The sequence below is a fragment of the Pseudoalteromonas sp. R3 genome (assembly GCF_004014715.1).
In the GTDB taxonomy this organism is placed as follows: Bacteria; Pseudomonadota; Gammaproteobacteria; order Enterobacterales; family Alteromonadaceae; genus Pseudoalteromonas.
Window position 1 is genome coordinate 3,419,572 of record NZ_CP034835.1, and the last position, 25,957, is coordinate 3,445,528.

The window sequence follows — 25,957 nt, forward strand, 5'->3', positions numbered from 1 at the left end:
TCAATTCTGATCGGGTTTTATAAATTGCATTGCCAGGATTTGCCGGCCTTGTGCAACATATATGTGATATTTATCTGCCAGCGCATGAGGCAACTCCTCCGGCTGGATTACTTCAAAACCGAGCCCCGCGTAAAAAGCAGCCAGATGACGATAGGCAAACGTATACAAAGGAGCATACTGCTGGGCCAGCACCGCCAATAACAACTGCCGAGCAAGTCCCCTGCCTCGCAGTTTGGGGTCAACCAAAACCGTGGATAAAAAATCACTGCTCGCAACACTTTGTACTCTGCATGCCGCAACAATTTCTGTGCTCTTTAACACCCAGTTTTGGTCGTGACGGGTCGCCTTTCCTCGCGCCTTATGAGCTTGGTAAAACTTATTCACCAGTGGCGTCTGAATAGCAGGTAAAACCCCAGCAGTTATGTCCATGACTAAGCCAGCATCAACCCCAAGTAAAATTCGAATTTTTCTTTTAATACCGCTTGCTCAGAGATAGGACGTTGATTAATAGCGTCATAAATCGCTTCTCGGCTATTCTTACCGCGTTTTATTTGATAGGCCCAGAACGACGCTTCGTATTCTAACTGAATTTGATATTTATCTTGTCGTGATAAGTTACACAGGTTATAGCTCATAGTAAATTTGGTTACAGCAATCTCTGTAAAAAGTGTATCATAATTACGCTAAGGTGTATCCGATCATGCGAAATGTGTCACCATCGAGTAAGCAAAGTTGCTTCATCTCGCTGAAGATAGCATGACAGGATGGTTCGATTTTCAATAAGGAGATCCATTGCGAATTTTCAGCTTGATATTGCTTTACTGCCTGAGTTTGAAAAGTATGGCATCAGATAACCGAACACTCTACTTTAACCGTCCAGCTGATACACCTCAGGCGAGGTACGTAATCGAATTGCTGCAAACCGCTTATCAGCAATTGGGGTACAGGTTGGAGCTGGTCGATTTCAACCGACAAAGTGCGTTAATTGCAGCCAATGATGGGGCTTTGGATGGACAACTTGGTCGAATACATGGTGTGACTCAGGCTTACCCAAACCTGCTTAAGGTACGCTTTCCTTTGTACACTTTTAATCTACAGTTGCTTAGCCGCTGCTTGAGTTGCACATTCCAGCAACTTGACTCTTTGGTCATTCAAAGTGGCTACCTGGTAGCTAACCGGTATCTGGAAACCACTCCGTTTAATGGCCAATTAATAGAAGTAAAAAACAACATTACTCAGCTTAACCTGGTTACTCAGGGCAAAGTACAAGCTGCGCTGGTCGTTGATTTTCACTTGCGTGAGCACCTTGCAGACATCGATTTAGAATCTTTGAAGATAGAAACCTTGTTGACCATAGAGACTTATCACTACCTGCACCGAAAACATAAAGCGCTGCTCCCACAACTGGAAGAAACATTGAATCAACTGGCTGAGAAAGGGACGGTTGCCATGTTAAAAACTAAGTATCAGATTTAAATAAATCATCCTGTTCTGCCGCCTGTGATGTACTTTGTGATTGAATGTCGCCACCACGTTTTTTCGCTGCCATCACACGCTTCTGTCGCTGCGCGCATAAATCAATCACTTTACGTTTTTGTTGTTCGGTTAAGGCATGCCAGTGGAAGCGCTCTTCGCGACTGCGAAAGCACCCTTTGCAATAACCCCGGTTGTTTACCTCACAGATCCCACGACAAGGGCTGGGGATCTCAAAAATCTCAATCTGTTCCATATTGACTCAAAAACATGCGCTTAATTTGGCAAATGGCCAAATTGACGCCCTGCTAATGGCTCAGCAAGTTCATTTTTGATTATAATACATACTGCAAACCGCATTGTATAATTAGGATAGGACGACCCATGAGAAAATGGCTTTCCCTTTGTCTGCTTTTGCCTTGTTTTGCTTACGCAGATTGGCATAGTGGCCGTATTGAAATGATAGCAATAGGATATGATGGAAAAACAATCTCTATTGGTATGGAAGGAGCCACAAAAACAGATTGTAAATGTTATCCAACCTGGCCAAACCGCTTTTGCCTTGACCGAAACAGAGTGTCATTCAATGAAGAATATTCGTTACTTCTGTCAGCCAAAGCCCAAGGTAAACCCGTTGCACTGCAAATAGACGAAACTACCTGTATCGTAAATGCCATGTATGAAGGTAATTAGAATCCAACAGTAGAAAGTAAAAAGCCCCGCTAATGCGAGGCTTTTCAATAATGGTGCCCAGAGGCAAACAAAGTGGTCTGGAACCACTTTGAACAGCTTTAGCTGGCCGCTTGCGGTGAAATACAAGGACGTATTTCATCATCGAACCACCCACAGGCGTGTTCGATTGCGCCAACTAACTTAATTTAGAACAGAAAGTAAAAAGCCCCGCTAATGCGAGGCTTTTTAATAATGGTGCCCAGAGGCGGACAAAGTGGTCTGGAACCACTTTGAACAGCTTTAGCTGGCCGCTTGCGGTGAAATACAAGGACGTATTTCATCATCGAACCATCCGCAGGCGTGTTCGATTGCGCCAACTAACTTAATTTAGAACAGAAAGTAAAAAGCCCCGCTAATGCGAGGCTTTTTAATAATGGTGCCCAGAGGCGGACAAAGTGGTCTGGAACCACTTTGAACAGCTTTAGCTGGCCGCTTGCGGTGAAATACAAGGACGTATTTCATCATCGAACCACCCACAGGCGTGTTCGATTGCGCCAACTAACTTAATTTAGAACAGAAAGTAAAAAGCCCCGCTAATGCGAGGCTTTTTAATAATGGTGCCCAGAGGCGGACAAAGTGGTCTGGAACCACTTTGAACAGCTTTAGCTGGCCGCTTGCGGTGAAATACAAGGACGTATTTCATCATCGAACCATCCGCAGGCGTGTTCGATTGCGCCAACTAACTTAATTTAGAACAGAAAGTAAAAAGCCCCGCTAATGCGAGGCTTTTTAATAATGGTGCCCAGAGGCGGAATCGAACCACCGACACGAGGATTTTCAATCCTCTGCTCTACCGACTGAGCTATCTGGGCTTAAATGGTGCCGACTATCCGAGTCGAACGGATGACCTACTGATTACAAGTCAGTTGCTCTACCAACTGAGCTAAGTCGGCGCACCTTTTAAAAATGGTGCCCAGAGGCGGAATCGAACCACCGACACGAGGATTTTCAATCCTCTGCTCTACCGACTGAGCTATCTGGGCTAAAATTGGTTATATTGTGCTACTTTAAAGCAGCAGCCTGAATTTCAGACTTAAAAAACAATGGTGCCCAGAGGCGGAATCGAACCACCGACACGAGGATTTTCAATCCTCTGCTCTACCGACTGAGCTATCTGGGCTTAAATGGTGCCGACTATCCGAGTCGAACGGATGACCTACTGATTACAAGTCAGTTGCTCTACCAACTGAGCTAAGTCGGCGCACCTTTTAAAAATGGTGCCCAGAGGCGGAATCGAACCACCGACACGAGGATTTTCAATCCTCTGCTCTACCGACTGAGCTATCTGGGCGTGCGGCGTATTAAACGGGTTTTGCCTTGTTAAGTCAACTTTTTTTTTAAACTCCGTGTTTGACTGAACACTATTCCGACAAAACGCGTTTAATCGATTAAATTTCCCGCTTTATTTGGCAATTTGAAGCTCTTTGGAACCCGCTTTTATCACTTACCTTAGGTAAAAACGGGGAGAATTCATCCACTATAGGTGGTAGGATTGCAACCAACAAAGAAACATAGCACAAAAGTTGGGTTCGGAATCATATAATGGAAAACTCGTCTCATACGAATATAAAGGGGTTTGTGCCTCTATTTATCGTCGTTACTATCATTATTGCAGCTATTTCGGCGGCCGCTGCTTTTACATGGCCAAGTAAAAACCAGGATAAAGCAGATTCCGCCTCGCGGCCCGATCTTGTATTGTTAGCTAAAGATATCTCAACGCCATTGTCACACGCGATGATGAAACTTGGGTATAACTATGCCAAACAGATACTCTCAGCATTTGAAGCCAGTAATCCAGACATCGAACTCTATCTGTATAGTGACAGTGGTATAGGGCAACCTAGCCTGGTGTATCAAAGTAATGAACAGAGCATTGCCCCCATCAAGCGACAAACCAAAGTAGACCAGGGGGGGGAACTCGTTGTACATCAGCCTCTGGTGCTGGATGACTTGCCCGTTGGGGAACTGATTTTAAGATATGCCCCACAACAGAGTGTCTCGAGCGCAACCCCTGTGACCAGCATATTACTAGGTATTTGTGCTTTGATCCTGACCATTGCTTTTGGCCTGTTTCTGAAACGTCAAATCATTGGCCGCCTGAGTAAAGACCTGACCGAGCTCAACGAAGAACTGCAGCACCTGCTGGACCAGAAGTCTTACGATATTCATGTCACAGAGAAGTTAAGCTTCGGTCTGTCAAAAACAGCGATTGGCATCAACCAGCTGATCAATCAGATCCGTGATATTATTCAGGGCAACCAGGCTGCACAAAGAGAGTTAAAACAGCTACAAACCAGCTTAGAGTCTGAAGTTCAGGCCAGAACACTGGCACTAGAAAAAGCGACTTTAAATGCCGAACGTGCCAGTGAAGCAAAAACAACTTTCCTCGCCACCATGAGTCACGAGATAAGAACCCCCATGAATGGTGTCATTGGCACCATTGATCTGCTGCGTCAGACTGAGTTGGACGGGGCACAGCACCGTCTGACCACCATTATTCGTGATTCCGCTTTCTCGCTACTGGGCATACTCGACGATATTCTCGACTTCTCCAAGATTGAAGCTGGCAAACTGCAGATGGACAATAGTGCCTTTTCTGTAGCGGAGACCATTGAAGAAGTCGCGCGCGTTCTCTCATCCGTGGCCAGAAAACGTAAACTGGATCTGCAATTGTCTGTTGCACCTGATATCCCTAATAACCTGGTGGGTGATGCTGTACGTGTTCGACAGGTGTTATACAACCTGTGTAGCAACGCAATTAAGTTCACAACCTCTGACGACGCAAGACGCGGCTTTGTTAAAATTGCGGTGGAAGTCGCACAGAATACATCAGAGCACTACACCTTGCGCTTTACCGTCACAGATAACGGAAAAGGCATGACCCAGGCGCAGCTTAGGGAGATTTTTAACCCCTTCATTCAAGCCGAGGGCTCTATTACCCGCGAATACGGCGGCACAGGCCTGGGCTTATCAATTTGTAAAAGCCTGGTTGAGCTGATGCTGGGGTCCATTCACGTGAGTTCTGATATCGGTATGGGTAGTGAATTCGTGGTAGAACTGCCGTTTAGCGTCAAAGGCAAGATAGCCTATGCAAATAAAGCAGTACTGAACAGTCAAAGAGTTGTGGTACTGACCCATGCCCAGGCTCGCCGCAACATTGTCGGCCGTTACCTGTCCTTTATGGGCGCGGACACTGTAGTACTAAAAGAGGCTGACGAGCTCAGCGAGTATCAGTACGACAGCGATGTGATCTGGGTACTGGACGGCCTGGATGGCATGGACAAAGTAAATGGCCAGCTGCGCGATTTACTCTACTCAATCGAACACAACAATCAACAAGTCATTGTGCTTAGCACTATGGATGAGCCTGCACTCAACCACGACCGTATCTTCTATCTCAATGCTGCGCCTTTATGTAAGTCCAGCTTTATGACAGCTGTTTTGGTCGCAGCGGGTCTTCATCAGCCGAAGAAACTCAAGCCTTCACGTTCATTGAACAAGTATCTTAATGTCGACGATGCCAGAGCTGCCAATAAATTGGTGTTGCTGGTTGAAGACAATATACTGAATCAGCAGGTGCTGACCGATCAGCTACATCTGCTAGGCTATGGTGTTGAAGTCGCTGAAAATGGCGAAGAAGGCCTGGCCCGCTGGCAGCAGTCCCACTATCCCATTATTCTTACCGACCTGCACATGCCAAAAATGTCCGGCTACGATATGGTTGCTAAGATCCGCGAAGAAGCGGAGCTGGCAGAAGATATCAATGCTCAACCTTACATCATCGCAATTACGGCTAACGCCCTGAAAGGTGAGCGTGATCGCTGCCTGGCTGCCGGCATGAATGATTACATCACTAAGCCTGTTGAACTCAATGTACTCGAGGCAACGCTTGACACCTGGCAACAGTCAACGGGGGCGACACAAAAGCAATCACTCGCTGAGAAAAAAGAAGTAGTGAGTGAGCCCAAAGCCTCGGCTATTGAGGCTGTAAATGCGCCTATTCAGGATGCACAGGAGTCAAATGCTCCAACTGAAAAGCAGGACACACAGCCTCAAAATACGGAGTCGGAGGCTGTTGAACAGCACGTAGTTCCGGAGGTTGAGGCCACGGTGGTGGAAGCACCCGACGCCAACGAGGAAACCGCTCAAACAGCGCCGGAGGAGCCGATTGATTTGGCGCAGCTGGATAAGTATGTCAACCATGACGCCAACAAACGGTTAAGGTTTTTCCGTATGTACCTTGAGCAAAGTAGCGAACTCGCCAGAGATATCAATGGTGCGGTTATTTCTATGAGTCAGGAAGAGATTGTCGAAGCCTGTCACCAGCTCAAATCTATATCAAAGACCATTGGCGCACACCGTGTTGCTGATATGGCCACTCAGTTCGAACATCGCTGTAAAAATGAAGAGCTAACCAGTGATGAGCTGATCCACTTGCGTGACGCACTTGAAACCGAATACCAGCAAGCGACAGAGTTTATTCAGCGTTACTTGCAGTCACAGGTCAATTAATCATAACCAGTGTACTCAGCAGCTTACTGCTGAGTACACACCGCTAGCCCTGCACCATCGAGTATATCAGGCGTATCACGATAGAAATCATCACCAGGGGTAAAATATACTTCCCGTATTTCTGCATTTTATCGAGCCCAATTCGACTTTGGTACTTTTCAAGTAATGGGATAAGGACCAGCAAGGCGACTATCAAGCTTCCCAGAATTATCAGAACATTCAAAACTACGCGCTCCTTTTATTAATGGTGTTACCATGCCATAGCAGCAGCCCGTTTGCCAAGTATCGCAAGGCGTCTAATTTGAAGGTCCAGAGAAATGAAGAAAAAAGCGCGAAGCATTACTTCGCGCAACAGGTTGGAGAGTGTTAACCGACAAGTGCAAGCAAAATGCCCGCGGCAACGGCACTACCGAGTACGCCTGCCACATTAGGTCCCATTGCATGCATCAACAAAAAGTTGTGAGGATTGCTTTCTAAACCAACTTTATTTACAACCCGGGCTGCCATAGGTACAGCGGATACGCCAGCTGCCCCAACAAGTGGGTTGATTGGACTGTCTGCTGAAAAGCGATTCATCATCTTCGCCATATAGACGCCCGATGCTGTACCTATGCTAAAGGCGACTGCACCCAGTACCAGAATCCCTATGGTCTCTACGGTAAGAAACTGATCTGCCGCTAACTTGGAACCTACCGCTAACCCAAGGAAAATGGTTGTAATATTGATGATTTCGTTCTGGGCAGAATTGCTCAGGCGATCAACCACCCCTGACTCTTTCATCAGATTACCCAGGCAAAACATCCCAACCAGTGGGGTTGCAGCAGGCAGGAATAACAGTGTCAATGCCAGAACACCCAGTGGAAACAGGATCTTTTCCTGCTTTGACACCGCTCTTAACTGTGGCATCGCAATATTGCGCTCCTCTTCAGAGGTCAGTAGACGCATAATAGGCGGCTGAATAATCGGCACCAGCGCCATATAAGAATAAGCAGCAACCGCAATGGCCCCTAATAATTCCGGAGACAGGCGCGATGCAAGGAAAATAGCAGTCGGACCGTCAGCCCCACCGATAATGGCAATTGCAGAGGCATCTTGCAGGGTAAACTCAAAGCCGGGCACATAGTTCAGTAAGATGGCCCCAAACAAAGTAGCAAAAATGCCAAACTGGGCAGCGGCCCCCAACAACAACATTCTGGGGTTAGCAATTAAGGCACTAAAGTCCGTCAATGCACCAACCCCCATAAAGATCAGTAACGGAAACACACCACTGTCTATACCTATGTAGTAAACGTAGTAGAGCAGCCCACCTGGATCTGCCAGACCCGCGACGGGTATATTAGTCAGAATTGCACCAAAACCAATCGGCACCAGTAATAAAGGCTCAAACCCTTTTGCAATTGCCAGATACAGTAGCCCACAGCCAACCGCAATCATTGCCAATGCAGGAAATGTCAGATTGGCCAGTCCAGTCGCTGACCATAGGTTTAATAGTCCATCCATCGAACACCTCCTACGCCAGCTCTACTATGGCATCGCCAGCCGATACAGAGTCGCCTTCATTGACCAGGATATCGGCAATTTTACCGCTGTGGGTCGCCCGCACTTCGGTCTCCATCTTCATCGCTTCCATAATCAATACCAGATCACCCTGCTCTACCACATCTCCACGTCGAGCATGCAGTTTAAAAATATTACCCGCCAGCGGTGCGTTTAGCGTTTCACCACTGCTGAGAGATGCCGACTGAGGCATTAGCTCGCTGTCCTTCACAGCGACTTCCTGTAATTCACCACCTGGTGCTACTACTACGTTGTACACTTTGCCATCGACCTGAACACTATAACGCTCCTGTGCTGATTTCGACCGTGTCGGTTTAAGTGCCGCAGAGTCATTCTGAACCAATTCAGGCTTAGGCTCGAATGCGTCTGGGTTATCACGGTTTTGCAGGAACTTCAGGCCAATTTGAGGAAACAGGGCGTAGGTAAGCACATCATCAACCACGGCTTCACTGAGACTCAACTGCAGACTGCTCGCCTTCTCCAGTAAGTCAGATTCAAGCTGTGAAAGCTCTGGCTCGATTAGGTCTGCCGGGCGGCAGGTGATCGCATCTGCGCCATCAAGCACTCGCTGCTGCAAAGCTTGATCGACCGGTGCGGGGGTTTTCCCGTATTCGCCTTTGAGGACACCCGCGGTTTCTTTGGTGATGGTTTTGTAGCGCTCTCCTGTCAGGACATTCAGTACCGCCTGAGTTCCGACGATTTGAGAGGTCGGTGTCACCAATGGCAAAAAGCCCAAATCTTGACGTACAGATGGGATTTCCTTGAGCACCTCATCAAGACGGTCTCCGGCACCTTGCTCTTTGAGCTGATTTTCCATATTGGTCAGCATACCTCCCGGAACTTGCGCCGATAAAATACGCCCATCAACCCCTTTTAGACTGCCCTCAAAGGCTGCGTACTTTTTACGGACATCACGGAAGTAAGCAGCAATTTCTTCAAGTTGTAATAAGTCCAGTCCGGTATCCCGTTCAGTGCCCTCAACGATCGACACCAAAGTCTCTGTGGCACTGTGACCGTAGGTCATACTCATGGAAGAGATGGCGGTATCCAGCATATCGATGCCTGCATCCACCGCTTTTTGGTACGTTGCGGTACTCAGGCCCGTAGTAGCATGACATTGCATGGCGATTGGTACAGACACCGTGTTTTTCAGCTCACGGATCAACACTTCGGCATCATAAGGTTTAAGTAAGCCCGCCATGTCTTTAATACAGATTGAATGGCACCCCATTTGCTCCAACTGTTTGGCTTGTGCAAGCCACATATCCAGTGTATGCACCGGACTGACAGTGTAAGAGATTGTGCCCTGCGCATGCGCACCCACTTTAATGGCAGCACGAATCGCGGTTTCCAGATTACGCACATCATTCATGGCATCAAAAATTCGGAAAACATCAACGCCATTGTGGTGAGCACGCTCAACAAACTTTTCAACGACATCGTCAGCATAATGCCGATATCCCAGCAAGTTCTGGCCACGCAACAACATCTGTTGCTTAGTGTTGGGCATAGCCTCTTTTAGAGCGCGGATCCGATACCAGGGATCTTCACCCAAATACCGTATACAGGCATCAAAAGTGGCTCCTCCCCAGGATTCGACTGACCAGTAACCAATCTGATCCAGTTTCTCAGCAATTGGCAGCATATCTTCCAGGCGCATACGAGTGGCTAATAGCGATTGATGTGCATCACGCAGTACCAATTCTGTAAGTTTGAGCTGTGACATAAAGGACCCCTTGATTATTTTTCTGATTGGAAGTGCTGATTGCGGTATTGTGAAATCGCAGCGCTGATAGCTGCCAAATGCTCACCGGGTACCGGTTCTTCACTCGCCGGCTTTGATTTAGTTACCCGCGAACTTGGTGGTGTCTGTTCTGCCGGAGCAGCAAACCTGGATAACCCTTTCACTGCGATGATCAAAATAGACAAAAATACGAACACCCCGACCATGCCGGTAAGCATTAAGTTGGCGGCCTGAGCCAGTAAGGCTGTAATGTCCATCTCTGCTCTCCCCTTGTTGTTAACATTTTTTACGTGACATCATGTAGATACAATAGATAGCCACAATTTATAGATATTTATGCAATCATCATAGCAAAAAAGGTCGCTTTGTAAACTTATGTGTAAATTGGTATTACCAATTAAAATAAACACATAAATTCAACCTGTTACAATATTCCAAATGAATATTTAATGAAAACAGCCAAATAAATATGAAAAATAGTCAAGATACCTGACAAAAATAGAGAGGTGGCATAAAAAATATTCACTGAGGCAGGATCCCAGAACGGAAACATACAATTGGTATGACCAAGAAGACCTTTTTAATGAATGTTAACATTTCCTGAGAGAAGCATTCTGCAGTTTACGTAAAGTCACTCACGCAGTTGAATTCGGGGTATAATACAAAGATGAAATAACTGGAGTTGTATTTGTGTTTCGCTGCGAATTTATACTGGATAAAAATTACTTTCGTGAATGTTTTGATCAATCACTGCCTTACAGCAATGTAAGCAAGCCTAAGTATGCCCTGGTCGCGTTCTTGTTCATTCTGGGCTGCGTTGCAATGTATGGCCTTGACAATGCCTATCTAGGCAACTTCTTGATTTTACTTGCGGTTTTAGAATGTATTGCACACTATTATCGGCGCCCCTGGTGGGTAGCGAGGCAAATGGTCACCCGTGCCAGTGGGAGTAAAATAACACTGGAAATTGATGAACAGGGAGTCACAGCAACCAATCCTTATAAATCGTATCAGATACGTTGGGAAGATGTGCATGAGATCGCAGAAACGGAATTAGGTGTGGTCTTAGTGCGAGCAGGTACAAATCAATACATCTCAAAAGAAGCTCTGTCCAAAGAAGCGTTGAGCTTTATTCTAAGCAAAAAAAATAGCCACGACTGAGTGGCTACTTTTTCGAATTCTACCGGGCATGTACGCCTGGAATGGCCGTGTCTTACATATTACCCGTTGTTGGGTTAGACTTTTCAGCCTGAATACGCATGTAGATCTCTTCACGGTGTACAGAAACATCTTTAGGGGCGTTAACGCCAATACGAACTTGATTTCCTTTAACACCTAATACGGTTACAGTTACTTCATCACCTATCATTAGAGTTTCGCCTACACGGCGAGTTAGAATTAGCATTCTCTTGCTCCTGTTATTCCAAAATTTAAAAGATTCCGCGTCTTGTTCATTTTAATGAAAAGTTTCCGTAAAAGTAAGCAAAATTATTGCTTAATCGTCACTTTCCAGTTTAAAAGCGTCATGCAGAGCACGTACTGCTAACTCAAGATATCGCTCATCGATTAATACTGAAATCTTTATTTCTGAGGTTGCAACTAACAAGGGTGAAATATTCTCTGCTGCCAGCGCAGAAAAGAATGTACCGACGTTCGCTGAATGCGATTTTAACCCCACCCCTACCGCTGATATTTTTGCAACCGCTGAATTACTAACGATTTCAACTGCTCCAAACGTATGCTGATGCGTCCTGAGCACATCCAGCGCCTGCAGATGATCATTGCTATGCACAGTTAAAGCATAGTCTATTTTGCCAGTCTGTTGATTCATTTGACTGATCATGTCTACTTCTATGGCATATTCGCCAAAGAGTGACAAGATTGCAGCCAAGGTTGCAGGGCTCTCAGGTACCTGCCTGACAATCAGTAGACATTCATCTTTCTGATGGGCAATCCCTGATACCACTTTATTATTCATGGGGTTGTCCTCGTAGTTTATCAAGGTCCCGGCATCTGGCTTGAAGGTAGATAAAACCCGCAATGGTAGTTTATAACGCCCCGCAGCCTCAACGGAGCGTATCTGCAACACCTTAGCACCTAAGCTCGCAAGCTCCAGCATCTCCTCAAACGTGACCTGAGTCATACGGCGAGCTTTGGGTTCGATACGGGGATCACAGGTGTAGACACCATCAACATCGGTATAAATCTGACACTCATCCGCACCAAGTGCAGCAGCTATTTCGACCGCGCTGGTATCCGTTCCCCCCGGCCCAGGGTGGTAATATTACCTTCCTGGTCGCGCCCCTGAAAACCAGCAATGATACTAATATGATGCTGTTCCAGTTCCTGACGCAGGCGAGCCGTCTCAATATGTGTGATGCGCGCCCGGCCAAACATGTTGTCAGTGTAGATACCAACCTGCTCAGCCAACATACTGATCGCGGAGTGGCCACGTTTGATAATAGCCATCGCCAGCAAAGCAATGGACACCTGCTCACCGGTAGTCAGCAGAACGTCGAGCTCTCTGGGGTTGGGCTGTGCATCTATCTGCTTGGCAAGCTCAATCAAACGATTAGTTTCACCAGACATCGCCGACAGTACCACCACGACTTGATGGCCAGCCTGTCGGGTTCTGACTACCAAGTCGGCGACCGCTTCGATGCGGTCAATAGACCCCACCGAAGTGCCACCAAACTTTTGAACAATAAGGGCCACGTGTTATTGCGTTTTCTCAGCCAGCCATGCAGGAACACTGGCCAGTGCCGCATCCAGGTTCTGAGGTTCAGAACCGCCAGCCTGCGCCATATCCGGACGGCCGCCACCTTTACCACCCACCTGAGCAGCCATATGGTTAACAAGCTCGCCCGCTTTCACACGGCCAACCAAATCTTTGGTTACACCTGCGATCAGGCTAACTTTGTCACCATTGGCCACGCCCAGCGCGATAACGCCTGAGCCCATCTTGTTCTTGAGGTCATCAACCATGCCACGCAGTGCTTTCGACTCGGTTCCAGCCACATTCGCAACCAGCACTTTAATGCCGTTGATGTCAGTCGCCGACTCTAGTAGCGAAGCACCAGCAGCACTTGCCAGTTTATCGTTAAGCTGAGACACCTGCTTTTCTAGCCCCTTGGCTTTTTCAATCAGGGCCGCCACTTTGTCCAGCGCACTGCTGTTGTCGCCTTTCACCAGGGCTGCAATTTCTGCTAGCGTTTGCTCTTGATCCGCAACGTAAGCAATGGCCTCAGCACACCGTTACCGCTTCGATACGACGCACACCTGCAGCAATGCCGCCTTCAGAGACAATCTTAAACAAGCCAATGTCGCCAGCGCGAGATACGTGTGTACCACCACACAGCTCAATAGAATAGTCGCCAATTGATACGACACGTACTTCATCGTCGTATTTTTCGCCGAACAGTGCCATAGCCCCTTTTTCTTTGGCTGCATCTATGTCCATTAACTCAGTATTGAGTGCGAAGTTTGTACGGATCTGGGCATTCACGGCATCTTCAATCTCACGTAGTTGGGCTTTACTGACCCCTTCGAAGTGAGAAAAGTCAAAGCGCAGCTTGTCTGCCATGACCAACGAGCCTTTTTGAGCAACATGCTCACCCAGTGCCTGACGCAGCGCTTCGTGTAAAATGTGGGTGGCTGTATGGTTTTTCTTAATGTTTTCACGGCGCGCCGTATCCACCTGAGCATCCGCTTTGTCATTCACGCCGATGCGGCCTGTTACCTGACCGTGATGCGCAATGGCATTACCCAGCTTTTGCGTGTCTGTGACAATAAACTCACCCGCCGCAACTTTCAGGCTACCGGTATCGCCAACCTGACCACCTGATTCGGCGTAAAACGGTGTGCGGTCCAGTACCACAATACCCGTATCACCGTCTTCAAGCACAGATACCGACTGGCCTTCTTTGAACAACTCCACAACAGTACCAGTGTAATGCGTGGCATCGTAGCCTTTAAAGTCTGACGATTTTTCAGATTTCAGCTGCTCGTTGTAGTCGGCACCGAACTTACCGGCCTGCTGAGCCATCTTACGTTGAGTTTCCATGCAGTCTTTAAAGCCGCGCTCATCTATGGTCATAAAACGCTCACGAGCCACATCAGCGGTCAGGTCAGCCGGGAAACCATAGGTATCATATAGCTTAAATACCACATCACCCGGGATCACATCGCCTTCGAGTGAGGCCAAATGCTCTTCCAGGATAGCCAGACCACGGTCCAGCGTCTTACCAAATTGCTCTTCTTCAATACGCAGTACCTTCTCGATGATGGCACCTTGTTTAACCAGCTCAGGGTAAGCGTCACCCATCTGCTCACTCAGTGCACTGACCAGCTGATAGAAGAATGCGTCTTTGGCACCTAGCTTGTTACCATGACGCACTGCACGGCGAATAATACGACGCAATACATAACCGCGCCCTTCATTAGATGGCATCACACCGTCTGCAATCAAAAAGGCACAAGAACGAATGTGGTCAGCAATCACTCGCAGTGACTTATCTTCAAGATCCTGTGCACCGGTGACCTTGGCAGCTGCAGCAATCAATGCCTGGAACAGGTCAATTTCATAGTTGGAGTGCACGCCCTGCATGATTGCAGAAATACGCTCAAGGCCCATTCCTGTGTCAACTGATTGCTTAGGCAGTGGCTCCATCGTGCCATCGGCATGACGGTTATACTGCATAAATACCAGGTTCCAGATCTCAATAAAGCGGTCGCCGTCTTCTTCCGGCGAGCCCGGAGGTCCACCCCAAATTTCTTCGCCATGGTCAAAAAAGATTTCAGAACAAGGACCACAAGGGCCTGTGTCACCCATCGACCAGAAGTTGTCCGATGTAGCGATCCGAATGATCTTATCTTCCGGAACACCCATCTCTTTCGCCCAGATGTCGTAAGCTTCCTGGTCTTCGTGATAAACAGTCACCAGCAGCTTTTCTTTGGGAAGCTTGATTTCTTCTGTCAAAAACTCCCAGGCAAAACGAATGGCATCTTTTTTAAAGTAATCACCGAAACTAAAATTACCCAGCATCTCGAAAAAGGTATGGTGACGAGCGGTATAACCTACATTTTCCAGGTCATTATGTTTACCACCGGCACGCACACAGCGCTGTGAGCTGGTCGCTCGGTTATAAGGGCGTTTCTCACCACCTAAAAACACATCTTTAAACTGCACCATTCCGGCATTGGTAAATAACAACGTGGCGTCATTACCTGGGATCAGTGAACTTGAAGGTACCACCTGGTGTTGTTGTTTGGCAAAGTAGTCTAGAAAGCTCTGCCTTATCTGTGCGGTCGTCATCTGCTGCATGTGCTCATTACCCTTTTTTGCTGCTCTAGTGACAGACACTACTCACCCTGTGAGTGTGCCTCGATAGCATAATCTATTTCGTCATAACGGAACCCGCGCGACATCATGTAGCGAATTCGTTTTGACTTTTCTTTATAATCCAATTGATTTGTCGACCGGCTATATTTTTTTTCATAGGCGCGTAATGCCACACTAAACCAGTCGACTTCTTGTTCTTCTATTAGGTGTTGTAAATATGATTTATCGACACCTTTACGCTGTGCATCCATCATAACACGTTTTTCGCCCAACCCTTTGGCAACTTGCTGTGATAAAAAGCTGGCACTATAACGTTTATCGTCGAGATAGCCCAACGACTCCAGCCAGTCAAGCAAGCGTGTAATATACCCATCTTCGGCGTCTTTTGCCCGTAACTTTTGGGCCAGTAACTGACGTGAATATTCCTGCCGGGACAATAGCCAAAGTGCGTAATTCTTTAGCTTCTTTTCATGTTCCTGCTTTTCATCCATTAGGCGTCAAACCGGCCGCTTTGTGTTTGTGACTGTGACGATCCATCATCAGAGGGGGCTGGCGGCTGCGAAGTGGAGACAATCGCCTGAAATGACACAAAAAAGCCAATGTAAGCAATCGGCATCACGACGATTAGCGGCACTAAAGACATGGGGATACACAACAGCATTAGCATGGCAACCACAGCGCCAAATACCGTTAGCGGCGCCATATTGCGATAAAACACGGTTAATGACTGTTTCATGGCCTGAATAATGCTCACTTCCCCCGGAAGAAAACAAGAGGCAACGCATAGGCAAACGCCATCATAGCAACCGATTGCACCACGACGAAAATAGCCACATCCGCAAATGTTATCTGAGCAAGTACTTGCGCAAACACATCCGCCTGCTCGCTCTGTTCATCAACGCTTTGTAGCATTTCCAGCGCTGGGCCAAATAAAACACTCAGTAAGGCGCTCAAAAGCAACGCCACGCCCATTTGGTACAGACCGAATCGAAACAGGTTTAGTCGCCGACCTTTAGTAGAAAACGGAGCCAAAATATCGGCCAATGTAATGTTCTGACCCTGCTGTTTTTTCACCACGGCCAGATAAAAGCCGGCAGTGAGAAACGGCGATGCTAAAACAGCAACCAGCTGCAACGGTGGAAAAACAAATGGCACCAGGCTCACAACAACCATGAGCAGGTACATCATTACAAAAGTAACAGGTTGGGATTTGAAAATAATCCATCCGGCTTTAAGCCATTGCAAGCCAAATCCTGCGGTAAACGTTTTAAATTCTGTTGGCATATTCATCAATTCGTTGTGAAACAAGTCGATTATACTGGGTCATAGAGGGACTTAAAAGCTCAGACTGGGGAAATTTCAACTCGTTGTCGGCTGGCGAATGAGCCGACACTGGTCAATCTAGAAATCAGACCGGCCAGTGTCATAACACAGGCCTACATTTCATCCTGTTTCTTGATCTTTTTTATATCAAGCATGTGCGACCCATGTTTCACCTTGGTTTCCAGATAATTGCGATTCCCGGCAACACCCACCTTGACATGGGCATGGGTACCCACAACTTCTTCAACCTGGATCCCTGCCTCTCTTAGTGCGTTGAGCTTACGGGGGTTATTTGTCATCAAGCGAACATGATCCAAGCCCAATGCCTGTAGCATCAGTACTGCATCTGAAAAATCCCGTAAATCATCAGCAAATCCAAGATGGTTGTTAGCTTCATAGGTATTCATGCCCTGTGATTGCAAAACATAGGCATCAATCTTGTTATACAGACCAATCCCTCTGCCTTCCTGGCGCAAGTACAGCAACACCCCCCCCTGCTGATGCATGGCTTCAATACTTTCGTTTAGCTGCTCACCACAATCGCACCGTGATGAATGAAAAACATCACCAGTCAGGCACTCAGAGTGCATTCTGATCAGTGGTACTGACTGCTCGCTGTCGGCACGATTAAACACCAGGGCAACATGCTCCTGGCCATCTTTTAACCCTTCAAATGAGACGATTTCTGCGGGGATATGACTACGCTGCCCAACATTCAGCTCAACTCTTGCTCTTACTTGTGCCACGACTACAAAATACCTAATTGCAAAGATGTGATAATATCACAAAAAATACTGTAACTGACTATATGGTGGCAAAGCCACCCACTTACAAGTCCTCAGACTAAATACTGGCAAATACACCGAACAACGCTAGGCTATTAAGAACTGCTCAGTGTCGCTCGCACTAGTGCATTTCTACTGAAATAATATCTTAATGGTAACTGATGCGCTCGAAAATTGTGATGTTTTTATACTTGGTCTGGGGCCTCTCAATACCGGCTTTGGCTAATGACGTCAAAGTGGGAGGTTTTGCCACCCTGGATATCAACATCAGCAACTCTCAAACTGCAGGGATCAGACACGTGATCTCTCAACCTGATGCCAGTTACCTGGGCGAACCCAGCTTAGCTAACTCTTCTATTGGGGTACAACTCGAATGGCAATCTTCTTCGCAACTACAATGGGTTGCGCAGACCGTGTTAAAAGAGCGCAAAGAGTACAAACTTGATTACCTCATTCAAATGGCCTTTGCTCGTTATACCTTAACGCCTAACTGGCAGCTGCGTATTGGCCGGACAGGCCTTGACCTGTATATGATGACGGAATTCCGGGATATTGGTTATGCCTTCAATTACGGCCACCCTCCGACCGAGTTTTATGCGGTAGTTCCGCATCAAAATATGGACGGCATCGACATTACTTACACTCACCTACTTAAAGAAAGTGTCCTGTCTTATAAGTTCTTTGGCGGAAAATCGAGCGCGCCGATAATCAGCGACGATGACTTTATGTGGGATGTAGAATTAGACTCTATCTATGGCTTAAGTCTGTCTGCGCAGACTGAAAATTGGTTGTTGCGCACCAACTACACCACAACTAAAGCCGGTAATACCAATGAACAACAGATACTACTGCTAAACGCGTTACAGCAAGTACCGCAGGCTATCTGGCCAACACGACAGGCATTAATTGAGTCACTTCAGATAAAAGGCAAGCGGTTTAATTACTTCACAGTCGGTGCCAAGTATGACGATAGTCGTTGGATTATGCAGAGCGAACTTTCCTACATCGACTCAGATTCGGAGGTGCTCAACCACCTGAAAGCCGGCTATGTCAGCCTGGGGATGCATAGCGACGATGATACCTGGCTGCTCACTTTCAGCGCCGCAAAGTCAAACAACCGCATTGATCCGGGGCCTTTGCTCACCTCACCTCAACTCACTAGCCTGTATCAAGGCGTGATCAGACATACCAACTTCTATTTGATAGACCAGCATACCTGGTCTGTCAGTTGGCGCCGTAGCTTAACCTCGACGCTGGCTGCGAAAATTCAGCTGGACCATACCCAAGTCAAGCAACTGCCGTCAGCATTCTATCTTCACAAGGGGTTGTCTTCTGCAAATCATGATAACGACTTCCAGTCTCTGGGGCTGAGCCTGAATTGGGTGTTCTAATGCAGTTCATATCAGTGCGCATAACTTTATGCTTTCTATTGTTGATTACCTGCACAGCAAAAGCCACCGATCCATTGGTTGTCATTGTGCATCGTGATAATCCCAATCAACAGCTGTCTCAATATCAATTAATTGACCTATATATGGGTAAATATGCGGCTTTCCCGGATGGCACACTGGCCACTGTCCTGGATTATGAACAAGGTCATCCATTACGTGTTGAGTTTCTAACTACACTCACAGGTCGCCCTATGAGTCAGATAAACGCATATTGGTCACAAGTAAAATTTAGCGGTAAGGCCTCTTTTCCACAGGCGTATCAGTCAATCGAGGCTATACTTAAAGCGGTCGCATCTACACCAGATGCAATAGGTTATGTGCCTGAGACGGCACTAACAGAGGACGTCAAAGTGGTGTATCGTTTTGTTCAATAAACACAGTTTGATCACACGGCTAACCCTGCTACTGAGTCTAATGACGCTGCTCTTCAGTGTGATCTACGCCAAGCTATATTATCGACATGTTTTTGAAGAAGAGCTTGCCCGATCGAGTGGTATCGTTATGCAGATAGGAAAAACGGTGTCCTCAACTGCGTCTATTGCCGCTTATCTGGAAGACAAAGATTTAGCCACTGAAGTTGTTAATGGGTTGGTCAGCAACGACATTATTCTATCTGCTGCTTTGGTTAGTAAAGATACCCTGTTAGCCAAGAGTATATTGCACAGTGGTCCCGGTAGTATTCAGATCAACCTCGTTAATCCCTTTTTTTTATCCGAGAACATTGGCACCATACATATTGCACCCAATACACAGATAATCGAGCAAAATGCCCGTAACATTGCATTAGGCGGGGTAAGAACTATGCTTGTCGTGATCCTGCCCATCATCCTGTTACTAACAACTCTGGTATACTGGCAAGTGACGCGGCCTCTGAACCAGCTAGGCAAGCAGCTGGCCAAGATCCTACCCGGCAGCGCACAGCGCTTACAGGCTGACAAACACGCCTGTCACAATGAAATTGGCCGCATAGAACTAGGTATCAATAGCCTGCTGGATAAAGCTGAAACCTTATTTGAGCAGGAGCGAAGCTTAAGAGCTGAGGTCGTAGAGCTTGAGAAACGCTTTCGGCTGATGTTTGAACAGTCCTCTTCTCCCACCTTGCTCGTCAAAGATGAGGGCGATATTTTGTTAATAAACGACGCAGCCAAAGATTTACTTGTGGGTATGGGTGTTGATGTAGACGAACGTTTTCCGGAGAATCTGGGACTATACTGTAAAACCCCTGATATTCTGTATACCTTTACCGAAAACAGTATCAAGCAAAAGCAAGTAATGCAGTCTGAATTTGAGTTCGTTAACCCTCTGACTCAGTCAACCGTGTGGCTTAGTATTATCATGCTCAACACCCTGAGCGACGGTAAATGGTACTTTCAGGTGTTTCTTGCCGACATTACTTTGCGTAAAACCATGTTGAATCAGCTTAACAAACGTGCTCAGCGGGACAGCCTGACAGGGTTATATAACCGTTACGGCGCGGAGCTTCTGCTGCTCGACTGGATAGACAATCAATACACTTTTAGCCTGATGCTGATCGACCTGGATAAGTTTAAGCCCATCAATGACGTTTACGGTCATAATGCCGGAGACGCACTGCTTAAACACATCGCTAACCAGCTCTCTGGTGCCATGGATTCAACCGACCTGGTATGTCGCTGGGGAGGCGATGAATTTTTAGTGGCGCGATTGGACATTACACAACAAGACCTCACTCGTCTTGCCCAAACCCTGCTCGAATCAATCAATCAACCTATGTCCTTTGAGCACCGTGACGGCCAAACAGAGCTGGCAGTGGGTGCCAGTATCGGCATTGCTCATTTTCCTCAGCACGCGGAAAATCTGAAGGGCCTGGTAGAGTGCGCCGACGTTGCCATGTACAGCATCAAAAAAACATCTCGCAACAATTTCACTTTCTATTCCAGCTAAAATGCTTGTGCCGCTATAATGCTTTTCTGTTTGCCCTCATTCAGACTAGAACTTCTCCAATAAAGAAGCGTCATATTGAGCTAAGTCTAGCGTCACCTGATACTGTTTAGTCAGCGCATCAAGCTCAGCCTGCCAAATACCCAACTCTTCCATAGTCAGCGTATTGTCGTCGAGCTGCCATAACTGGCGTGAACCACTGTAACTAAACTGCATTGCTAGCATGGCATCTACATCGCCTTGTTGCGCAGCTGCTTTTACTTTGGCCATTTTCCGGGTGACTTTATTAAGAGCTTGCTTAAGTTGCCAAACATAATTCACTTCATACATAAATGGGTGATGCTGCACCTGTTTAAGGACCGCAGCGATGATCACACACGTCAGCACCACCCCAGTCAGGTTCCAGTGAAAATGACTGCCATCCGGATCCGGGAAAGCAACAATCAAAATCCGGGCGAACCCTAAGCTGCCCGCCACCAAAGCTACAATGCAGGCCGCGATTACTATGTTCAGGTGTTTTCTGTAACGTGTCTTATCTATGTCCAGTAGTTGCATCTTTTCTCCCACATGCCGTAAAACTATCAAGCCAATCAAGCCATAAAGCGCGATTCAGTCTCTTATGATGACCTGATAGTCAGGTAAATCTGTTTCACTATTTTGCGCATTCTAACGTAATCGGAAAAAAAAAACGCTAACTAGTTCACCCCTTTTTGACCTCAGCACCGTTTTATAGGTAAATCATCAAGGAGTATGCCCATGAACGGTCAATTTTTAGCAGAACAATCACCTCGCCCCTATCAAACACTGAATAAGGTTTTACTGTCATTTATAGGTGCCTGTGCCGTCACCTTCGCTGCGTTTGCCTTTATGCAGCACCTGATCAGTCAGGACCTGGAGTTTAAACAAAGTCCGATCACTTATACGCCAGTTTTTCTGCCTGAAGTAAAACAAGATAGTCCGGTCGAAACCAAAAGGCCCCTGCCACCCCCGCCTAAACCTGCACCTAAAGCGCCGCCTAAGCCGACGCTGAATGCAGAAGTCCCCCCCATGGCATTCAACGGGCTAGGTAGCGCACCAATTGTCGAAACCGGTCCGATACAAATGGGCTCATCAATGCAACCATCAGATATGCAGGCCACACCTATCGTACGAGTCGAGCCACGCTACCCGGTCACCGCTGCGCGAGATGGCACACAAGGCTGGGTTGAACTGCATTTTACAATTTCAGAAACAGGGACCGTCATCGACGCCAGGGTTGCCAATGCAGAACCCAAACGCGTGTTCAACCGTGAAGCACTAAAAGCGTTAAAACGCTGGAAATATAGACCCCAAATCATCAATGGTCAGCCTCAACCAATGCCCGGACAAAAAGTCGTGCTGGAGTTCAAGCTCGACCAGAATTAATATCAAGGTTGTGCACCAGCGCAAATCTGTCTGGTGCACTTGTTGGGCGCACAAATAACAATAAGGAACTGCCTATGCTACTTGCTCTAAAAAACTGGCTGACGGCAACTGAACCGGAGCCAGCGGATCCATTACATGCATTTAAACTGAGCGGAGAGAATAAGTATCTTGAACTGGCTATAGACAAATACAACCATGATTTATATCACTTTCTACTTACCCAAAGTGACAGTGAACTGGCTAAAGATGTGTGTCAGAAAACCTGGCTGACCGTTGTAGAGAAACGCCAGGCATATCATACCAGTCAGGCGCCCAAGGCCTTTTTGTTCAAAGTGGCCAGAAACGCGCTGATTGATGAGCTACGTCGACAAAAAAAGTTAGCTTATATGGAGAGCCCAGAACAGCACATGCCTGCTCAGGCAGAACACGAAACACGCTCACATCAACCCTTGTACAACGCAATTCTGTCGCTGCCTTTAGCGCAAAGAGAAGCAATAAGCCTGCAACTGGAAGGGTTTTCCCTGCAACAGATTGCCAGTATTACGGATTCTGCACAGGAAACCATCAAAACCAGGCTCCGCTATGCACGGGCCGCGCTGAAAAACGAATTAGGAGCAGATGATGAATGACAAATCACCAACTGATCAGCTCAGGCAAGCTTATCAGCAAGCCAAAGAACAGAACAAGCCGCCAGCATTTGAGCAGCGACACCTAAAACACATTTGTCGCGCTGCGAATTCTAATAGCAGGCCGATAAGCTGGTGGCAAAGAAGCCAGTGGATCCTGGCATGTGGTGCACTCATAGTGCTGGCTACCGTCATGGTCACCCAGGAACAAACCCAACATACAGCTTTGCCTGTATACGCCCTGAGTTTTGATGACTATGAGCAGGTCGAAACCCATAGTGTTGAGCAGGGTCATTATGTCACTCATATTCGGGAACAAAAACAAGCGCTTGATAAGCACTTTGACCAACAGCATCAGCAGCTCAGGGAACAACGCTTTTATGGCCGACTGGTTCACAGTGATAAGGATACTTGGTTTGTTGCCGACTGCCGTAGTAAAACCTTATTAGAAATTAAACAGTCGGTGCTGGTGGCATTGCAAGATGGAACCAGATTGCCTGAGCTGTCACAGGGTCAGATGTTGGCGCTGGACAAAAACACCGAGGGTCATTTAACGACCATCATACCAGCCCCAAGCAGCGTGTATGCCTGCCCTTAACTTCGCCAGCCTCGTTCGGCTGGCGAATGGACACCCTAAATCATCACAACGCTGGCAATGAAGAAACTGATCAATGCCAGCACTCCGCCCACCATTGCATATGGAAGCTGAGTTTTAACATGGGTCAGCAGGTCACACCCTGAAGCCAGTGCAGAGACCGCACTGGTGTCTGAGATCGGAGAGCAATGATCGCCAAAAATCCCGCCACTGAGAATCGCACCCACAACCAGAGACGGTGGTAACCCCAGAGTCTGGATCAATGGCACACCGATGGGGATCAAAATCGCGAAGGTTCCCCAGGACGTACCTGTGGTAAAAGACATCACTGCCCCGGTTAAGAACAACACAGGCACAATAAAGTATAAAGGTAAGTAATCACCCACTAACGATGCCACGAATACACCTGTACCTAACTCTTTTAGGCTTGCACCCAAAGTCAGAGACAGCAAAACAATACTGACCAAAGGCAGTAGTTCGCCCATACCTTTAAAGCCCACATCAACCAATTGCTGATGAGTAAAATGGCGCGCCTTGAGTAGCAGTAAGTAAGCTACCGCAGTTGCCAGGACCGTGGCATACAAGACCGATTTAGAGCCGCTGCCCTGAGCCAGTTCTCCACCACCTGTCCACAACATAAAACCCAACATACTGATGATAAGCGTTGCCAGAGGCACTAACATAAAGCGTGCCTTACTGGCGGCTGGGCCCTTGTCAATTTCCTGGTCCTGCTTTGCCAGTGCTTGCTCCGCTACTTTCATCGGGCCGTGTACTTTGTCGAAAACAATGGTGTAAAAGACGATAAGCAATGCGATGATGGCGTAAAAATTAAAGGCCACACTACCCCATAAAATACTGACAGCCGACTGCTCAAGCTCATAGTTACTCAGCAGGCCCAGTACGTAAGCGCCCCAGCCATTGAGCAGAATAAGAATACACACGGGAGCACTGGTACTGTCTATAATATAAGCAAGTCGTGCACGGCTCATTTTAAACTTGTCAAACAGACCCCTGGATACGATCCCTGAAGTCAGCACACTCATGTTCGACTCTATGAACACAGCCATACCAGTGAACATAGTCAGCAGACCTACCTGGCGTTTGTTCTTTGCCACCCCGATATTCAGCAGTTTGTTAACCGTTGCCCCGACTCCCCCTGACTCTCTGATGTATGCCAGCAGCGCACCAATAACGATACTAAACAACAGGATCCGACTGTTTCCAGGAGAGGTTGCCACGCTCACGATGCGCTCAATACTATTAATAAAGGTGGTAAAAAGCGCATTACCCTCACCATTGAGGGCAAGCAGAAATTCTGAAGAGATCAACGCCAGGATCAGCGCCACAATGACCTCTTTACGCCAGAACACCACGGCAATGGCTATTAAAGGCGGTAAAATCGAATACCAGGACATAGGTTCCCTATTACTAATTATTAGCTCAAGCTGTAAACCCGTTAGCTTAAATAGTTGCGTGGAAAAATCCAAGCTTTTCCCAGCTGAATTTACAAACGCAACAAAAAGAACTTATTTAGGTACCAACCAGATCAAAAAGCGCAATAATATATCTTTCCGATCTATCACATTGTCATCTTTGAACCTATAATATGGACATCTCTGTTAATACAGGTTACCAAGTGAAGCGCATGTCTACTTTTATTAAAATAAAGGCATTAAGGCCAACTCTCTCACAAAGTGAGGCAAAACTCGCCGACTTTACCCTTAGTTCGGGGACTCAGATACGTACCTTGTCGTCTATTGAGCTAGCCAAAGCAGCCGGAGTCAGTCAGTCAAGTGTCGTAAAGTTTGCACAAAAATTAGGTTATCGGGGATTCCCGGCGTTCAAACTCGCCGTTGTGGATGCTCTGAATGAACAAGCATCAACTCAGGAGTCTCGCTCTATACAGTTTGAGCAAAATGACTCTTTGGCGGATATCAGTGAAAAGCTCATTGCCAATCAGCACAAAACACTGACCGCTACACAAAAGCTCAATAATGGTTCAGAGTTTGAACGTACGGTGCAAGTTCTAAAAAGCGCACGTAAAGTACTGATCTGCGCAAAGGGTGCGTCAGGGTCTGTCGCCCAGGACTTTGCATTCAAACTGCAAAAGGTGGGGATTTCAGCAGTCTGCCATAGTGATGAATATAGCGCTGCCAGCTATATTGCCTCACTGGGGAAAGAAGATTTACTAATAGTTATCAGTAACTCTGGGCAGACCAAGGCACTGCTTAAACTAGCCGAACAAGCAAAATTAAATGAGTGTCGTTTATTTGCTATTACTCGGTATGGCGACTCTCAACTGAGCGAAGTAGCCGATCATGTTCTGTACACTGTTCAGGAAACGGAACCAGTTAACCACAGTGCAATACTGACGCGTGCATCACAGTGCTATCTGATAGATACGCTTTTTGTCTCTCTGGCACACTCTAATTTGCATTGGCAACGCCGCATTGACCGGGCCAATGATAATATGCGTGCTATTTATCACGACTAA

General features: G+C 47.1%; 25 protein-coding genes, 6 tRNA genes and 2 pseudogenes. 11 read left to right on the forward strand and 22 right to left on the reverse strand.

Annotated elements, in window-relative coordinates; all coding sequences use genetic code 11:
* Both ELR70_RS20110 and ELR70_RS20115 read right to left on the reverse strand, forming a co-directional pair.
* Complete coding sequence (locus ELR70_RS20110) at positions 1-429, reverse strand: GNAT family N-acetyltransferase (RefSeq protein ID WP_054015476.1); 429 nt, start codon at positions 427-429, stop codon at positions 1-3.
* Between the two features lie 2 nt (positions 430-431).
* Positions 432-635, reverse strand: coding sequence for a DUF3283 family protein (locus tag ELR70_RS20115; protein ID WP_054015477.1), 204 nt, complete (start codon positions 633-635; stop codon positions 432-434).
* A 205-nt stretch (positions 636-840) separates the two neighbouring features.
* On the opposite strand from ELR70_RS20115, the gene ELR70_RS20120 reads away from it, so the two are divergent.
* Positions 841-1,476: a transporter substrate-binding domain-containing protein gene (locus tag ELR70_RS20120; RefSeq protein WP_235577093.1), complete on the forward strand. Its 636-nt coding sequence runs from the start codon at positions 841-843 to the stop codon at positions 1,474-1,476.
* Here ELR70_RS20120 and ELR70_RS20125 read toward each other — a convergent pair.
* On the reverse strand, positions 1,460-1,729 hold the full coding sequence (locus tag ELR70_RS20125) for a DUF1289 domain-containing protein (RefSeq protein WP_054015479.1): 270 nt from the start codon (positions 1,727-1,729) through the stop codon (positions 1,460-1,462). The genes ELR70_RS20120 and ELR70_RS20125 overlap by 17 nt on opposite strands.
* A gap of 128 nt (positions 1,730-1,857) precedes the next feature.
* On the opposite strand from ELR70_RS20125, the gene ELR70_RS20130 reads away from it, so the two are divergent.
* Positions 1,858-2,166, forward strand: a complete 309-nt coding sequence (locus tag ELR70_RS20130; protein WP_054015480.1) for a hypothetical protein — start codon at positions 1,858-1,860, stop codon at positions 2,164-2,166.
* Between the two features lie 775 nt (positions 2,167-2,941).
* Here the strand turns inward: ELR70_RS20130 and ELR70_RS20135 are convergent.
* The 6 genes from ELR70_RS20135 to ELR70_RS20160 form a co-directional block, all read right to left on the reverse strand.
* Positions 2,942-3,017: transfer RNA gene (locus ELR70_RS20135), tRNA-Phe, on the reverse strand.
* 5 nt (positions 3,018-3,022) lie between these two features.
* A tRNA-Thr gene (locus tag ELR70_RS20140) sits at positions 3,023-3,098 on the reverse strand.
* 14 nt (positions 3,099-3,112) lie between these two features.
* Positions 3,113-3,188, reverse strand: a tRNA-Phe gene (locus ELR70_RS20145).
* A 61-nt stretch (positions 3,189-3,249) separates the two neighbouring features.
* Positions 3,250-3,325, reverse strand: a tRNA-Phe gene (locus ELR70_RS20150).
* A gap of 5 nt (positions 3,326-3,330) precedes the next feature.
* A tRNA-Thr gene (locus tag ELR70_RS20155) sits at positions 3,331-3,406 on the reverse strand.
* A 14-nt stretch (positions 3,407-3,420) separates the two neighbouring features.
* Positions 3,421-3,496, reverse strand: a tRNA-Phe gene (locus ELR70_RS20160).
* Positions 3,497-3,747: 251 nt separating this feature from the next.
* Here ELR70_RS20160 and ELR70_RS20165 point away from each other — a divergent pair.
* Positions 3,748-6,717, forward strand: coding sequence for a hybrid sensor histidine kinase/response regulator (locus ELR70_RS20165; RefSeq protein WP_054015481.1), 2,970 nt, complete (start codon positions 3,748-3,750; stop codon positions 6,715-6,717).
* Between the two features lie 43 nt (positions 6,718-6,760).
* Here the strand turns inward: ELR70_RS20165 and ELR70_RS20170 are convergent, their stop codons facing one another.
* From ELR70_RS20170 to ELR70_RS20185, 4 genes are all read right to left on the reverse strand, one after another.
* A complete protein-coding gene (locus ELR70_RS20170) occupies positions 6,761-6,940 on the reverse strand; it encodes a hypothetical protein (RefSeq protein WP_054015482.1) in 180 nt (59 codons plus the stop codon).
* 143 nt (positions 6,941-7,083) lie between these two features.
* A complete protein-coding gene (locus tag ELR70_RS20175) occupies positions 7,084-8,217 on the reverse strand; it encodes a sodium ion-translocating decarboxylase subunit beta (protein ID WP_054015483.1) in 1,134 nt (377 codons plus the stop codon).
* A 10-nt stretch (positions 8,218-8,227) separates the two neighbouring features.
* Positions 8,228-10,000, reverse strand: a complete 1,773-nt coding sequence (gene oadA / locus ELR70_RS20180) for a sodium-extruding oxaloacetate decarboxylase subunit alpha (protein ID WP_054015484.1) — start codon at positions 9,998-10,000, stop codon at positions 8,228-8,230.
* Positions 10,001-10,014: 14 nt separating this feature from the next.
* Positions 10,015-10,275, reverse strand: coding sequence for an OadG family transporter subunit (locus ELR70_RS20185; protein WP_054015485.1), 261 nt, complete (start codon positions 10,273-10,275; stop codon positions 10,015-10,017).
* 433 nt (positions 10,276-10,708) lie between these two features.
* Here ELR70_RS20185 and ELR70_RS20190 point away from each other — a divergent pair, with 433 nt between their 5' ends.
* Entirely contained in the window at positions 10,709-11,179 is a 471-nt protein-coding gene (locus ELR70_RS20190) for a YcxB family protein (protein WP_054015486.1), read from the forward strand.
* Positions 11,180-11,231: 52 nt separating this feature from the next.
* On the opposite strand, the gene csrA is transcribed toward ELR70_RS20190, so the two are convergent.
* The 7 genes and pseudogenes from csrA to ribA all read right to left on the reverse strand — a co-directional run bounded on the left by csrA (position 11,232) and on the right by ribA (position 17,428).
* Positions 11,232-11,423, reverse strand: a complete 192-nt coding sequence (csrA, locus tag ELR70_RS20195; protein WP_010386837.1) for a carbon storage regulator CsrA — start codon at positions 11,421-11,423, stop codon at positions 11,232-11,234.
* Between the two features lie 90 nt (positions 11,424-11,513).
* A pseudogene (locus ELR70_RS20200) lies at positions 11,514-12,733 on the reverse strand (aspartate kinase).
* 3 nt (positions 12,734-12,736) lie between these two features.
* Positions 12,737-15,341 (reverse strand): annotated as a pseudogene (alaS, locus tag ELR70_RS20205) (alanine--tRNA ligase).
* A 38-nt stretch (positions 15,342-15,379) separates the two neighbouring features.
* Positions 15,380-15,850 carry a regulatory protein RecX gene (locus ELR70_RS20210; protein ID WP_054015489.1) on the reverse strand — a complete coding sequence of 157 codons (471 nt, stop codon included), beginning with the start codon at positions 15,848-15,850 and terminating at the stop codon, positions 15,380-15,382.
* Positions 15,850-16,095, reverse strand: coding sequence for a hypothetical protein (locus ELR70_RS25550; protein ID WP_241566333.1), 246 nt, complete (start codon positions 16,093-16,095; stop codon positions 15,850-15,852). Before ELR70_RS25550 ends, ELR70_RS20210 begins: the two co-directional genes overlap by 1 nt.
* Before the next feature lie 14 nt (positions 16,096-16,109).
* The gene (locus tag ELR70_RS20215) at positions 16,110-16,643 is read right to left on the reverse strand and encodes a hypothetical protein (protein WP_241566334.1); all 534 of its coding nucleotides are present in this window, start codon (positions 16,641-16,643) and stop codon (positions 16,110-16,112) included.
* A 152-nt stretch (positions 16,644-16,795) separates the two neighbouring features.
* On the reverse strand, positions 16,796-17,428 hold the full coding sequence (gene ribA / locus ELR70_RS20220) for a GTP cyclohydrolase II (RefSeq protein ID WP_054015491.1): 633 nt from the start codon (positions 17,426-17,428) through the stop codon (positions 16,796-16,798).
* A gap of 200 nt (positions 17,429-17,628) precedes the next feature.
* Here ribA and ELR70_RS20225 point away from each other — a divergent pair, with 200 nt between their 5' ends.
* The 3 genes from ELR70_RS20225 to ELR70_RS20235 are packed head-to-tail and all read left to right on the forward strand — an operon-like array spanning position 17,629 to position 20,841.
* Complete coding sequence (locus ELR70_RS20225) at positions 17,629-18,858, forward strand: hypothetical protein (protein ID WP_054015492.1); 1,230 nt, start codon at positions 17,629-17,631, stop codon at positions 18,856-18,858.
* Entirely contained in the window at positions 18,858-19,292 is a 435-nt protein-coding gene (locus ELR70_RS20230; protein ID WP_054015493.1) for a hypothetical protein, read from the forward strand. The genes ELR70_RS20225 and ELR70_RS20230 overlap by 1 nt, the downstream gene beginning before the upstream one ends.
* Positions 19,293-19,332: 40 nt before the next feature.
* The gene (locus ELR70_RS20235; protein WP_054015494.1) at positions 19,333-20,841 is read left to right on the forward strand and encodes a GGDEF domain-containing protein; all 1,509 of its coding nucleotides are present in this window, start codon (positions 19,333-19,335) and stop codon (positions 20,839-20,841) included.
* A 45-nt stretch (positions 20,842-20,886) separates the two neighbouring features.
* On the opposite strand, the gene ELR70_RS20240 is transcribed toward ELR70_RS20235, so the two are convergent.
* Positions 20,887-21,393 (reverse strand): DUF3087 domain-containing protein, encoded by a 507-nt coding sequence (locus ELR70_RS20240; protein ID WP_054015495.1) that lies wholly within the window; start codon positions 21,391-21,393, stop codon positions 20,887-20,889.
* Positions 21,394-21,594: 201 nt separating this feature from the next.
* Here ELR70_RS20240 and ELR70_RS20245 point away from each other — a divergent pair, with 201 nt between their 5' ends.
* The 3 genes from ELR70_RS20245 (at position 21,595) to ELR70_RS20255 (ending at position 23,466) form a co-directional block, all read left to right on the forward strand.
* Positions 21,595-22,242 (forward strand): energy transducer TonB, encoded by a 648-nt coding sequence (locus tag ELR70_RS20245; RefSeq protein ID WP_082353197.1) that lies wholly within the window; start codon positions 21,595-21,597, stop codon positions 22,240-22,242.
* Between the two features lie 74 nt (positions 22,243-22,316).
* On the forward strand, positions 22,317-22,871 hold the full coding sequence (locus ELR70_RS20250) for a sigma-70 family RNA polymerase sigma factor (protein ID WP_054015496.1): 555 nt from the start codon (positions 22,317-22,319) through the stop codon (positions 22,869-22,871).
* Positions 22,861-23,466, forward strand: coding sequence for a hypothetical protein (locus ELR70_RS20255; RefSeq protein WP_128064692.1), 606 nt, complete (start codon positions 22,861-22,863; stop codon positions 23,464-23,466). The genes ELR70_RS20250 and ELR70_RS20255 overlap by 11 nt, the downstream gene beginning before the upstream one ends.
* A gap of 35 nt (positions 23,467-23,501) precedes the next feature.
* Here ELR70_RS20255 and ELR70_RS20260 read toward each other — a convergent pair whose 3' ends face one another.
* A complete protein-coding gene (locus ELR70_RS20260; RefSeq protein WP_054015498.1) occupies positions 23,502-24,878 on the reverse strand; it encodes a Na+/H+ antiporter NhaC family protein in 1,377 nt (458 codons plus the stop codon).
* Between the two features lie 230 nt (positions 24,879-25,108).
* Here ELR70_RS20260 and ELR70_RS20265 point away from each other — a divergent pair, with 230 nt between their 5' ends.
* Positions 25,109-25,957 (forward strand): MurR/RpiR family transcriptional regulator, encoded by an 849-nt coding sequence (locus tag ELR70_RS20265; protein WP_054015560.1) that lies wholly within the window; start codon positions 25,109-25,111, stop codon positions 25,955-25,957.